This window comes from Prosthecobacter sp., assembly GCF_044222345.1.
In the GTDB taxonomy this organism is placed as follows: domain Bacteria; phylum Verrucomicrobiota; class Verrucomicrobiia; order Verrucomicrobiales; family Verrucomicrobiaceae; genus Prosthecobacter.
Map to the genome: position 1 here is coordinate 128,405 of NZ_JBGANL010000009.1, position 13,230 is coordinate 141,634.

The following is a 13,230-nucleotide window of genomic DNA, read 5'->3' on the forward strand; positions in this document are numbered from 1 at the left end:
ACTTACTTGGGCGAAGCGGGTGCGGCAGGGGCTGGTGCAGGGGCTGCGGGGATCGGAGGAGCGGCGCCACCAGGAGCAGCGGGAACCGCAGGAACAAACGTTGTGGGAATCGGAGGCGCAGGGTTGGACGGAGCAGCAGGGGCTGGAGCGGCGGGGGCGGCGGCAGCCGGTGCAGGGGCTGCAGCAGCGGCCTGTTTGAGCTGAGTGGGAGATCCAGGGACAACCTGAGTGCTGACACCGAGTTTTTTGGCACCGAGTGCGGCGAGGGTCTTCGTGAAGACCGCGTTCTTCTTGGCCTCATCGTTCAGACCAAGCTTGGCGATGTTTTCAGACTGCGCCTTGAGGATCTCAGCGGTGTAAGCGCGGCGTTCCTGTTCGCGCGGGTCAAAGCCCTGCTTCGAATCAGTGATGGACTGGATGAGGATGAAGAGCACGGCGAAGCCTGCGAAGGCTCCGAGCACCCACACAAAGGTGGCGCCGGCTTTTTTAGGTTGATCGGGCTGCGACATGGAAAATCGGGGAATCAGTTGATGACGTTCACGGACTCGATGAGGCGTGGATCACGCCATGGATACAGGCTGTATTTGGCCAGACCACGGAGATAGAGGAAACCCATGATGCCAAACACGGCGCAAAAGGCAGCGATGTCCTGCACCCATGCGTAGGGAACCACGACACCGACGCCAAGAGACGGACCACGCTCAGGAATCACATTCCAGTACATGTCCACCAAATGCATGAAGAGCATCCAGAGACAGCCGAGAGTGGTGTAGGAGGTGTTCTTTTTGAGCTGCTGGGAAAGCAGCAGGAGGAAGGGAACGATGAAATGCCCAAGAAGAAGGAAGATGGAAACAGCCTGCCAGCCTTCCGTGTTGCGGGTGAGGTAGAAGCGGGTTTCTTCGGTGATGTTGGCGTACCAGATCAGGAAATACTGGCTGAAGGAGACGTAGGCCCAGAACACCGTGAAGGCGAAGAGCAGCTTGCCCATGAGATGGTAATGCTCATCGGTGACCACCTTCTGCAGATAGCCCAGACCGCGCAGCCAGGTGACCACGAGGATCGACGCCGCCATGGAGGCCCAGGCGCAACCGGCAAAGATGTACACGCCCCACATGGTGGAAAACCAGTTGTAGTCCAGACCCACAAGCCAGTCATAGGCGGCAAAAGTAACCGTCAGGGCGAAGGGAAGCAGCACAATGCAGGAGAACTGACGCGACCAGATCGTGTGCTTGATGTCGCCATCCTGATCCTGCTGAACGGATTTCCCACGCAGCGTGCGAGCAATGAACCAAAGGATGAGGAAGTAGGCAAAGAAGCGGGTGTACCAAGAGAACCCGTTTGTCAGGTTCATGTAGCCGAACTTGGTCACAAGCACATGCAGGTGGGGATTGGACTCCGCCATGTGATGCAGCGCCTGCTTCACGGTGGTGGGATGGTCGGCATGGGCAGCATGGGCAGCAGCCGCGCGGTGGTGACCCATCCACTCATAGAGCGGCTTGTTCACTGCCGTGATGAGAAGAGGGGAGGCGAGAATGGCCAGCGGGATGACCATGTTGGCCATGTTTTCCCAGATGCGTCGCACGGCGACACCCCAGCTTGAATTGGAGGCGCTGTGGAGGAGGATCCAGAAGCAGCCGCCGGCCACGAAGGTGAAGCAGAAGAAAACGGCGAACAGCCAGGAGTAGGCAAAGGTGTCCGTTTTCGTGAAGAAGAACCAAAGGGAAGCCAAGGAACCGAGCCCGCCAAAGAAGCCGAGCGTGTTGATAAGCTTGCCGCCCTTGGCTGGTTCGAATTTTTCTCCGCCCTGGGGCAGATCGTTAAATGTGACGTGGTGACTCATGCCGGGATTCGCGTGATCGTGCCGTTACTGGAGGGGAAGGGTGACGCCAGACTCTTTAGCGGCGAGTTGCAGGGAGCGGATGTAGGCCACAATGGCCCAGCGGTCGCGCAAAGTGATGTTGCCGCCGTAGCCGCCCATCAGGCCTTTGCCGTTGGTGATGACATCAAAGATGGCACCATCCGCGCGGTAGGCGGCGGCACTGGCAGGATCCAGATTGCCGGGCTGCTGAAAGTTAAAGGCGGTCAGAATGCCGTATTTGGAGGTCACACCTTTGCCGTTGCCGGAGGTGCCGTGGCAGATGGCGCAGTTGATGTTGTAGCGCTGCTCGCCGCGCTTGATGAACTCCGCATTGAAGACGGAAGGATCGCTGGTGATCTCTTCCGGCAGTCCGTCGCCGTAGAAGTCACCGACTTTGCCGGTGTCGTAATAACCAAGTCCGCTGGTGAAGGCGACGCGGGCAGGCTTGGCTTTGGGACCGACTGCATCGACCGCAGGGGTGGCGGGAATTTCGAAACCCATGGGCAGGGTGCCTTTAACTGGCAGGCGGGCTCCGCGGCCGTCCGCAAAGAATTCGGTGCCGACCTGGTATTTCACCTTGGCCTGATGATCCATGTCCGGGATGATTTCGAGCGGAGGCAGTTCAGATTTGCTGCCACGGAAACCAAACGCGCTCACGACGATCGCGATGACGAAAAGATAGCTGAGAAAGAAGTACTTCATGGTGCGGGTAAGCGAGGCTTAGATTTCGTCCTCCACGAGTTCGATGTTCTTGCCGCCGACTTTTTCGAGAAGGCTCTTGGTGCCTTCCTGGGAGAATTTAGGATCGCGAGCTTCAATGCAGACGAAGAAACCGTCGTCCGAGAACTTGCTGAAATTCTTGGAAACAAACAGCGGGTGGTTCCAGCGTGGCAGGCCGATGAGCGCCAGCAGGCCGAACAGGGTGGTGAAGGCGCTGAACAGAATCGTCAGCTCAAACATCACGGGGAAGAAAGCCGGAATGGTCCAGATGTCGGTGGGCTTGCCCTGCACAACGGTCGGGTAGGTTTCGACGATTTTTTGCAGGAAGCCGAGGCCGATGCTGCTCCAGAAATTGGTCTGAGTGATCGTTTCGAGAGTGAAGGCGACCGTGGTTCCGGTGATGCCGCCGCAGAAGACGAACATGGGCAGCTTGGAGCGTGGGTTGCCCATCGCTTCGTCCATGCCGTGGATAGGGAAGGGCGAATGCACGTCCCAGCGCTGGTAGCCGGCATCGCGCACATGCTCGGCGGCATGGTAGAGATCCTTCACGCTGTCAAATTCAGCGAGGTAGCCGTGGACTCGTTTGAGGGTGGTGCTCACAGTCAGGGTTCAGTTAAAATGTTAGGCGGCAACGGGTTTGGCGACGTGACGGTCTGGGTAGTCCATGAGGTCTTCCTCCTGGATGCCCTTCTCACCATGGTCGTCCTGGTGCGGGTTCGACTGAGGGCACACGCCTTTGACTTCACCGATGGCGATGACAGGCAGGAAGCGCAGGAACAGCAGGAACAGCATCATGAAGAAGCCGAAGGTGCCGAGGAAAGTGTACTTATCGACCCAGGAGGCCTGGTAGACGCCCCAGGAACCCGGCGTCATGTGACGCTCCAGCGTGGTGGCGATGATGACGTAGCGTTCGAACCACATGCCGGCGTTCACGAACATGCAGACGATCATGACGACCCACACATTGTGGCGGCACCAGCGGCTCCAGAAGAGCTGAGGGGCAAACACGTTGCAGCTGAACATCCAGTAGTAAGCCCAGGTGGAAGGACCGGTGAGACCACGAAGCGTGAAGGCGGCGGCTTCATACGGATTGGCGCTGTAGTAGGCCACGAAGAGCTCCATGCAATAGGCATAACCGACGATCGTACCTGTAAGCAGGATGATCTTGGCCATGTTGTCCACGTGCTTGGCCGTGATGAGGTCATCCAGGCCGTAGATGCGGCGCACTGGAAGCATCAGAGTCAGCACCATCGCGAAACCACCGAAGATGGCGCCTGCGACGAAGTAGGGCGGGAAGATGGTCGTGTGCCAGCCGGGAACGATGGAAGTGGCGAAGTCGAAGGACACGACGGAGTGCACAGAGAGCACCAGCGGTGTCGAGAGAGCGGCCAGAAGCATGTAGGCGGTCTCATAGTGGCTCCAGTGGCGATTGCCACCACGCCAGCCTAGAGCGAACAAGCCGTAGAGGAACTTCTTCAAGCCCGGGCGGCAGCGATCACGCAGCGTGGCAAGGTCGGGCACGAGACCGAGGAACCAGAACACGGCAGAAACGCTGAAGTAGGTCGAAACGGCGAACACGTCCCAGAGCAGGGGGGACTTGAAGTTCTGCCAGATGGCGTTGGCGTTGGGGATCGGCGCGAGGAACCACACCATCCACACACGACCGACGTGGAAGGCCGGGAACAAACCGGCGCACATCACGGCGAAGATCGTCATGGCTTCCGCAGCACGGTTCACGGACGTGCGCCACTTCTGGCGGGTGAGGAACAAGATGGCGGAAATGAGCGTGCCAGCGTGGCCGATACCGATCCAGAACACGAAGTTGGTGATGTCCCAAGCCCAGGCGACCGGCTGCTTCTGACCCCAGACACCGACACCGGTGGAGATGAGGTAGGTAAAGCAGAAGACCATCAGTCCGGTCAGCAGCACGGAAGGGACGAACAGGATCCACCAGAGGGCGGGCTGCTTGTTTTCCACGATGCCGCAGATGCGGTTCGTAATCCACGAATAGGAGCGGTTGTTCAACACCAGCGGCTCGCGGTCGAGGATGCGCGGGGTGTTAGATGCTGTGGCGGAGGCGTCCATGTGTCCGGGTTAGTATTGATTGTTGCTCCACACGGCGATGTTCTCGGCGCCGGGCATGTTCTTGTTCGGATTGCGCAGACGGGCGAGGTAGCTCGTGCGAGGGCGGGTGCCGATGTACTTGAGCAGCTGGTAGTCGCGTGGCGATGCCTTGGATTTGACGATGGCGGATTTCGGATCGGCCAGGTCACCGAAGACGATCGCTTCTGCCGGGCAGGACTGCTGGCAGGCGGTTTTGACGGTGTCGGTCGGCACGCGGAAGTCCTTGGAGTCGCGCTGCACCTGCTTCTGCAGGATCTTGGCGGATTCGAGGCGCTGCACGCAGTAGGTGCACTTTTCGATGACACCGCGCATGCGGACTGTGACATTCGGATTGCGCTGAAGGCGGATGCTTTCGTCTTCACGCTTTTCACCCAGAGGGCCGGCGTAGAGATTGCCGACTTTCATGCCGAGCACGGTGGTGTCGATCAGCGGATTGCGCTTGTTGTAGTCGAACCAGTTGAAGCGGCGGGCGGTGTAAGGGCAGTTGTTTGCGCAGTAGCGGGTGCCGATGCAGCGGTTGTAAGCCATGGCGTTGAGGCCATCTGGCGTATGAACGGTGGCGTTCACGGGGCAGACGGTTTCGCACGGGGCGGATTCGCACTGCTGGCAGGCCAGCGGCTGGTGCACCATTTCGGCGTTCTCCAGCTGCTCAGGCGTCGCGTTGTCTTCGGCCCAGGTGCTTTCCTGATCCACACCCACAGAACCATCTTCGTTCTTGTGTGTGCCCCACTTTGGCACAGCGAAGTAGCGGTCCATGCGGATCCACTGCATCACACGTCCTTTGCGGACCTGATCTTTGCCGACGACTGGAATGTTGTTTTCGCTCTGGCAGGCGACGATGCAAGCCGTGCAACCAATGCACTTGCTCAGATCGATTGACATGCCCCACTGGTGCTGCTTCTCGTAGTCGAAGCCGTCCGGGTTCTCTTCGGATTTCACCCCGACCTGGCCTTTGTAGAAGGAGATGTTTTCCGGGATGTGGCTGTCCATGCCGGTCTTCTGCGCGAAGGCCACATCCTTGTTGAAGGTGTCGATCGTGCCTTCACGGTAAACCGCGCGGCCTTCCATGGTGTTCTGGCTCTGCGTGAGCGCCAGTTCAGCAATGGTGGGGAGCACTTCGATCTTGGCACCGCTCAGGACGAACGAGCCGGGCTTCGTGCGCAGAACGTAAGCGTTCACACCGCGGTCACCACTGACCATGCCGACGCCGATCTGGCCGTAGCCCAGAGGCAGCGTGATGGAGTTGGACACATGTCCGGGCGCTTCGATGGCGGGGATTTCGATCGAAATATCACCAACGGTAATTTTGACGTGCTGGCCTTCCTTGAGACCCAGACGGCGGAAGGTGACGGAGCCAATCCACGCCGCGTTGTCCCAGGTGAGTTTCGTCACCGGATCGGGAGCTTCCTGAAGCCAGGCGTTGTTGATGTAGCGGCCATCATAGACGCTGGAGTCAGCGACAAGGACGACTTCAAGCGCATCATCTGTAGGTGCGACGACTGGTGCGGCCTTGGCGAGGATGCCAGCAACGGCGGCGACATTCGGAGCCGCTGTGGCCTTGGCGTAAGCGGAGCCTTTGAGGAAGCCGTCACGCAGGGTGAAATTCCATTTCTTTTCGTCGAGGCTGCCAGCCACGGTGGCGAAAGTATCGCGCACGGCGGTGTAGGCGGCGTCTTCGACGGGGGCAGCAGGTGCGGCACCGGCGGCGGCTGGCGCAGCAGTTTCAACCGGACCAAGTTTCTTGCGGCCAAGCAGTGCGAGCAGGACTTCCACACGGCTTGCACCGTCATAGAGAGGAGCGATCATCGGCTGGATGATCGAGTAGGTGCCATCAGCAGCACGGACATCACCCCAGACTTCAAGGTAATGGGCGGCTGGAATGTGCAGCGCGGCCTGACGTGAGGTGACGTTTTTCTGAGTGCCGACGTGAATGAGCTTCACGCCTTTGTCAGCGACCAATTTGGCCAGTGCGGTAGCGTCTGGTGCGTCGTAGTAGAGGCTGGAAGGAGTCAGCGAAAGGAGGGTCTTGACCTGACCGCCGGCAATCGCCGTCTTCAGATCGGCGAAGGTGCCGAGTTCAGGGGAAGCAGCGCCTTGCAGCAGTTCGATGGTCGAACCATAAGCGCCGAGGGCGTTGTTGATCGAGGCGACCAGCGCATGCACTTCTGCGCCATAGCGGGAACCCGCGAGGACGACGGCCTTGCCTTTGTTGTCGATCAAATCACGCACGGCAGGTGCGATCCACTCTTTCAGGCTGGCGGGCGCGGTGTCGGCCAGAGCCTTGGCGGAGGCGTCTCCGAGCTGGGCAGCGATCACAGCCGCAGCCACCGGGATGAGGCTTGCTGCGATCGGCTTGCGATGATCCGCCATGCCGCCGGTCAGCGTGTAACGATTTTCCAAGACGTAGAGGCGGTTCATTTCCGCTTCTGTCGTTTCCTTCGTCTTCGCACGATGCTTGGTGAAGGCAGAGATGGGCTCGCCTGCCACGGGGTCCACCCCGAGGAAGTCACAGTCCAAGGAGAAAATGCGCATCGCGGAGCCGAGCTTCACGAAGGGCTTCACATCGGCGCCCAGCACTTCCTTGTTGGCAGCGGTCTGGCCTTCGCCACCCACCGCTTCGTATTGGAACAGTTTGATCTGAGGGAAGGCAGCCTTCACCTCTCCCAGCAGGCGCTGGTAGGTTGGGGAAGTCGAGCCGCCCATCACGACGCCAAGGCTGGCACCCGAGGACTTTTTCGCTTCATCAATGGCAGCGGCGAGCAGTTCGTTCGCCTTGGCCCAAGAGAGTTCCTTGCCAGCGCCCATCGGCTTCTGGGAGCGCTCAGGGTCGTACAGATCCAGCACGGAGGCCTGTGCAAAACTGTTGAGACCACCACCCAGCGGGTGCAGCGGGTTGCCGGAAAGATGCGTCGGACGGCCTTCGTGCGTGGTGACCACCAGCGGCACAGCACCACCGTTTTGTGGCATCGTGGTTGCGTACAGAAGCGACTTGCCCGGCACCATCCATTCGACGTGCTGAGTGTAAGGCAGGATGTTGACGAGGGGACGGCGGCAGCTGGCCAGACCCATCATGCCCACGCTGGCACCCATGATCTTCAAAAATTCACGGCGGCTGTTCTCGCGCTCTTCCTCGTTCAGGCTGTCTCCCTCAGGGAATTCCTGGCCCAGATTTTTCAAGAAATCTTCACGACGGTCCAGTTCGGCGACACTGCGCCAGTAGCGCTTGGCGTTCTGCGGCTCCTCAGGATGCTTCCAAATACGTTTCATGTGTCAGTAAAAGGGGCGCGGGGGTTAGCGATGGCAGGTGGTGCAGGATTCCGGCGGCTGAATCTGCCAGTGCTTCTTGATCTGGGTGCCCACTTCAGTCTGGGTCACGTTTTTACCGTAGGTTTTCTCCGCGAGAGCGACGATCTGTTCGAGGCTGTCAGCCTTGGCACCTTCACCGCCGATGGTGGTGGCGATCTCGGCTGCTGGAACCTTCTTGTCGAGAAGCGTCTTGTAGAACTCGTCACGCTTCAAGTCGCCGGGCTGGTAGTCCAGCTTGGTGACGAATTCGAGCGGACGCAGGTTCTTTTCAGGATTGCGGTGGCAGTCAAGGCACCAGCCCATCGACTGCGACTGGTCGTGGCGGACGACTTCCATTTCGTTGATCTTGCCGTGGCAGGAAACGCAGGAGATGCCGCGGTTGAGATGCGCGCTGTGAGTGAAGTAAACGTAGTCAGGCGCCTTGTGGACCTTGACCCATGGGATCGACTTGCCCGTTTCGTTGGCTTTGATCACCATCTCCAGCTTGGGAGAATTGCTGCGGATGTTGCCTTTGCCCGGGCCATGGCAGTTGAAGCAGGTCTGATTTGTCGGCACGTTCGAGTGACTGGAGGTTTCCACGAAGCTGTGACAATACCGGCAATCGAGCGCGAGCTGTCCTGCATGAATCTTGTGTGAAAATGGCACCGGCTGCGTCGGTTCATAACCTACGCGAGTGTATTTCGGTGTGAAGTAGTAGGCAATGCCGACACTCACGCCGAAGGCAATGAACACGACGGCAATGGCGAGCTTGAGCGGCAGCCAGTTGGTCCAACGCGGAAAAAAGTTACCCATAGAATGTGTCGGCAGATGAGCTTGTGAAAAATTTCACAAGGAAGTCCAGAATAGGGAGACGTGAGCATGTTTGCAACCGTCATCTTGATTTTTTTGAACTTTTGTATGCAATCCTTGTCTATTGCGATTCTGTCGCAAAAAAAGTCGCTGGGATGCAATTTTTCCCGTCTGTGGGTTCAACCCCACTCGACCCAGAGCACATTGTGCTCAAAATCCAGGGTCACGCGGTAATCCTCCAGCAGATACGTACCCAGACGTGACGGCCCGGGCATGACATCCACCTCCGCAAAGGGGTAGTAAGATCCGAACAGCCCCAGCGCCTTGAACTCCAGCACACGCACATTCGCCTCCTTTGGGGTCTGCGCGCCACCGACACCTGTGATCAGATAGTTTCCACCCACGTCCCAGCCGCCATTCTTGTAACCAAGCACCTCGGCGACGCGCCGGTCGAGCTGCACACCGAAAACAGAACCTGAGTCAACCACGGCCTCCCAGGAAAGCTTGCGGCATTTGAGCAGCGTCGTGGGCACGCCATGCTTCATGCTGAGGCTGGCCTTGTGCATGTGCTTGCGCACCTGACCTGGAAAACTGCGGGTAATGCCAAACTCAAACTCCTCCTTCAAAAAGTCGAGGGTCGCATACTTGCAGTTCCTGGCCAGCATGTTCACGCCCAGCAGGGAGACCCCCAGATGCTCCTTCAGAATACCCGCACCCAGAGTCGTGCGCTGCATGCGGACGATGCAGGGCAGGTTTTCCAGACGCCAGGTGCCGATTTGCAGCGTCGGAATGATGGCTGCCATGCCTGGTACGTTTTCCAGCACCCCAGCCATGGTGGGCCGCACCTGCGGCACCGTGCGCATGCCGTACTCCACCGCTTGTTCAGCATCAAACACACTCATGGCCGCCCCGGTGTCGAGCATGTACTTTGTCGGTTTGTGGCCATTGAGGCTGACTTTGAGGTAGGGGATGCCTCGCTCATAATACATGGGCACCTTGACCACACCCTCGGGCGGCGGAACGCTGTTCGTTCGTATGTTTAAGCCGCCTTTGCTCGTCGGCTTGAGTTCGGATGTGGAGATCGCCTGTGCCTGCAACTGCTTCTGCACCTCCTCTGGCACCGACTCTCTTTTCACCGCAAACGAATCGGCACACCCAGTGAGAGATGCCATGACGACGATCGTCAGCGCCATTCTTAGGCCGATGGTGAAATGCAGACCATTCATAGTACGTAAGCCATCCAGTGCGGGGTTGCCACTGTCAACCAGCAGCGTTCACCAGAGTTGCGGACTCACCGCTCCAGCCAGAGCGCATTGCCGCGAAAATCCACCGTCAATCGCGTGCCCTGCCAGAACCGTGAACCAACGCGCTTGGGCCCCGGCATGACGTACAAAGTCGCCCCTGGGTACGAATCCCCGCACAACGTGGCCTCAGGAACCTGAATCGTGCGCGCACCGGCCTGATCCGCCCGCACGCTGCCGCCGACGCCGCTCAGGATCAAACCTTCGCCCATGCCCATGCCATCGTGCGCATGACCCAGGCGGGCGGCGGTGCTTTGATCGATCACGATGCCCCAGGTCGAACCCGAATCCACCACCGCGTCCCATGAGATGCCGCCGGAACTGACCCGAATGACGGGCATGCCGTTCACCCAACGCACCGGCGTACGCGTCACCTCACCTCGGGTGGGTTGAAACGGTCGTGAAAAACCCAGCTCCACCGTGTTGCGCTGGTAGTCGATGGTCAAAAAGCTGCAATGACGGCGCAAGTGATCCATCCCCAGAATGGCGCTGCCAAGCCCGTTGGGCCGAAAGCTGGAAATGCCGCGTACCAGGCAGGGCACGTTCGTCGCATGCCACTGGCCGAGGTCCATCGTGCTCATCACCGCCTGACTGGCTCCCGCGGTACCATGCACGCCACGAATCTGCAGCCTGCGCCTGCCGGAGGGCAGCAGACCGCAGTCGGTCGCCACATCCGGCTCGAACACGCTCAGCGTGGCGCCGGTGTCCAGCAGCAGAGGCATGGGCCGCCGGCCATTGATGCTGGCCATGACATGCGGCGTCCCAGCACGCAGCTGCATCGGCACCGCCACATCCGCCGCAGGATTCTGCGGCCCCACCGGCAGAAACGGCATCTCACAAGCAGCCAGCAAACACAGGGGCAGAAGAACGAAGAGCTTTTTCATGAGCTGACACTGGATAAACGCATTCCACGCATTCGCATCCTGTCGTTCTTCGCAAATCACACACAAATCCTTGTGCGCAGCGGCGTAATATTGGAAGTTTCCGTTTATCGACCTGAATGACCGCCTATCTAATTCGCCGCCTCTTGCTCATCCCGCCGACGCTCATCGGCATGACGTTGGTGGTGTTTTTGATCATTCGCTTCACTCCCGGCGGCCCGATGGAGCAGGCTCTGCTGGAAGCGCGTATGAAGAGCGACGGTCAGCGCGGCGGCACGAACCGCCAGCAATCCAGCGGACTGACCCCTGCACAGCTGCTGAAACTGCAGGAGCAGTACGGCCATGATAAACCTTTCCTGATCGCCTATGCCTCATGGCTGGGAGCCTGGCCGAAAGAAACAAATCGCTCCCGCGCCGAATACGCCGATGGCAAAACGGAAACCGAAGTCAAAATCCCTGGCACTGCGAGCATGGTGGTGGTGAAACGGACTGACAAGGGCGAGGCGGAGATCGTGCCGAACAAGGAGGTGGACACCTCCTCCTGGCGGGCACGCATCATCACGCCAGAGCAGCAAAAGACCGAATGGGAGAAGGTGAATCCCGGCCAGAAACTGGACAAACCACAGCCCTACGTGGCGCTCATTTATCAGCCCAAATTCGCCGGGGTGCTGGAGGGCAATCTCGGCGACTCCACGCGCTACAGCGAACCGGTGTGGACGATGATGAAGCGCCGGTTTCCCATTTCTCTGTTCTACGGCATCACCTCCATTCTGCTGACCTATCTGGTGTGCGTGCCGCTGGGGGTCTTGAAGGCCATCAAGCACCGCACGCCCACAGACACCGCCACCTCCGTGCTGATCTTCTTTGGCTATGCGATTCCTGAATTCGTGCTCGGCGTGTTTTTGATGGTGATCTTCGCCGCGCGGCTGCGCTGGTTTCCGCTGGAAGGTTTTGTCAGCATCAACTTCGCGGAACTCAGCTTCTTCGGCAAAATCTACGATCTCCTGCATCACGCCTTCCTGCCGCTGTGCTGCTACATGGTCGGCAGTTTCGCCGGATTGACGATGCTGGTGAAAAACAACCTGCTCGACCAGCTTGCCAGCGATTACGTGCGCACCGCCGTGGCCAAAGGCGTGGAGTTCAAACGGGCCGTCATTGGGCACGCTCTGCGGAACTCCTTCATCCCCGTGGCCGCCACGATGGGGCAGGCGCTCACCGTGCTCGTGGCCGGCAGCTTCCTCGTGGAGCGCATTTTCGACATCGACGGCTTCGGCCTCATGGGCTTCAACGCCTTGCTGGAAAAGGATTATCCCATCGTCATGGCCACCGTCACCGTGAGCGGACTGCTGCTCATGCTCGGCAACCTGCTTTCCGACATGATCACCGCACGACTGGATCCCCGCATTCGATTTGAGTGATGAACCGCAAACTCTCCTTCGCTGCCATCACCCTCGGTGCTCTCGCCATTGTCGGCGAGCTCTGCGGCATCTTGATTCCCACCATTTCCTGGTTCTTCGACAATGGTCGCACCTTTGGCTGGACCAGCTCGGTGCTGCTGATCGCCGGCGGTATTCTCGGTCTGCGGTTCCTGCCGCGTGAGATCCGCTGGACGCCGGTGACCCTGCAGCGCTTCCGCCGTTTCCGCAGCATTGGCCGTGGCTGGTGGTCGTTCCGCATTCTGCTCGTGCTGATCGCCCTGGCGATGCTGGATCAGGCCTTGGTGGGCAAGCGTGCGCTGCTCGTTCGCTGCGATGGTAAAACGTATTTCCCCGCCTTCTCTCAGAAGCGTTATCAAGCGCAGGACTTTGGCCTCGCGGGAGAGCAGGAGGCGAACTACCGCGAACTGAAGGAGCGCCTGAACAAGGAGAAGCGCGGCTTCGTCTGGATGCCGCTGGTACCATGGGACCCCGTGCTGGACACGGACTCGCTGCAATCGATCACCCTGGAGCAGCGTGGTGGCGTGTGGTTCAAACCGGGTGACGCTGAGCCCTATTCCGGCCGCGCGCAGCAGTTCTATGCGGATGTACCGACGCAAAAGCACACGGACACACGTTTCCGCAAGGGCCTCCCAGATGGAGAGTCGCTGGGCTACTCACGCACGGGTGCGCTGGCGCTTTCCGCCTTCTACAAGGCCGGGGTGAAAGACCGCGAAAAATGGACTGGCGAGATGCCGCAGGCGGAGTTCGAAAAAGCGGAAGTGACTTCCTATTCCATGATCGTTTATCCGGCGATCCCGCCCTTGTGGAAGGCT

General features: G+C 59.3%; 10 protein-coding genes and 1 pseudogene. 2 read left to right on the top strand and 9 right to left on the bottom strand.

Annotation, left to right across the window (positions count from 1 at the left end):
* Window positions 1-2 precede the first annotated feature (2 nt).
* The 9 genes from ACILSL_RS07655 to ACILSL_RS07695 all read right to left on the bottom strand — a co-directional run bounded on the left by ACILSL_RS07655 (window position 3) and on the right by ACILSL_RS07695 (window position 10,982).
* A complete protein-coding gene (locus tag ACILSL_RS07655; protein ID WP_395731416.1) occupies window positions 3-509 on the bottom strand; it encodes a hypothetical protein in 507 nt (168 codons plus the stop codon).
* A 14-nt stretch (window positions 510-523) separates the two neighbouring features.
* On the bottom strand, window positions 524-1,840 hold the full coding sequence (locus ACILSL_RS07660) for a hypothetical protein (RefSeq protein ID WP_395731417.1): 1,317 nt from the start codon (window positions 1,838-1,840) through the stop codon (window positions 524-526).
* 24 nt (window positions 1,841-1,864) lie between these two features.
* Window positions 1,865-2,560: a c-type cytochrome gene (locus tag ACILSL_RS07665; RefSeq protein ID WP_395731418.1), complete on the bottom strand. Its 696-nt coding sequence runs from the start codon at window positions 2,558-2,560 to the stop codon at window positions 1,865-1,867.
* Between the two features lie 18 nt (window positions 2,561-2,578).
* Window positions 2,579-3,178 (bottom strand): DUF3341 domain-containing protein, encoded by a 600-nt coding sequence (locus tag ACILSL_RS07670; RefSeq protein ID WP_395731419.1) that lies wholly within the window; start codon window positions 3,176-3,178, stop codon window positions 2,579-2,581.
* A gap of 21 nt (window positions 3,179-3,199) precedes the next feature.
* Entirely contained in the window at window positions 3,200-4,663 is a 1,464-nt protein-coding gene (gene nrfD, locus ACILSL_RS07675; RefSeq protein WP_395731420.1) for an NrfD/PsrC family molybdoenzyme membrane anchor subunit, read from the bottom strand.
* Window positions 4,664-4,672: 9 nt separating this feature from the next.
* Window positions 4,673-7,969 carry a TAT-variant-translocated molybdopterin oxidoreductase gene (locus ACILSL_RS07680; RefSeq protein ID WP_395731421.1) on the bottom strand — a complete coding sequence of 1,099 codons (3,297 nt, stop codon included), beginning with the start codon at window positions 7,967-7,969 and terminating at the stop codon, window positions 4,673-4,675.
* A gap of 24 nt (window positions 7,970-7,993) precedes the next feature.
* Complete coding sequence (locus ACILSL_RS07685) at window positions 7,994-8,800, bottom strand: cytochrome c3 family protein (protein WP_395731422.1); 807 nt, start codon at window positions 8,798-8,800, stop codon at window positions 7,994-7,996.
* A 176-nt stretch (window positions 8,801-8,976) separates the two neighbouring features.
* The gene (locus tag ACILSL_RS07690) at window positions 8,977-10,023 is read right to left on the bottom strand and encodes a retropepsin-like aspartic protease (protein ID WP_395731423.1); all 1,047 of its coding nucleotides are present in this window, start codon (window positions 10,021-10,023) and stop codon (window positions 8,977-8,979) included.
* 65 nt (window positions 10,024-10,088) lie between these two features.
* Window positions 10,089-10,982, bottom strand: a complete 894-nt coding sequence (locus ACILSL_RS07695) for an aspartyl protease family protein (RefSeq protein ID WP_395731424.1) — start codon at window positions 10,980-10,982, stop codon at window positions 10,089-10,091.
* A gap of 116 nt (window positions 10,983-11,098) precedes the next feature.
* Here ACILSL_RS07695 and ACILSL_RS07700 point away from each other — a divergent pair, with 116 nt between their 5' ends.
* Entirely contained in the window at window positions 11,099-12,397 is a 1,299-nt protein-coding gene (locus tag ACILSL_RS07700; RefSeq protein WP_395731425.1) for an ABC transporter permease subunit, read from the top strand.
* Window positions 12,397-13,230, top strand: a pseudogene (locus tag ACILSL_RS07705) (hypothetical protein); the annotation flags it as partial. The gene ACILSL_RS07700 and the pseudogene ACILSL_RS07705, both read left to right, overlap by 1 nt.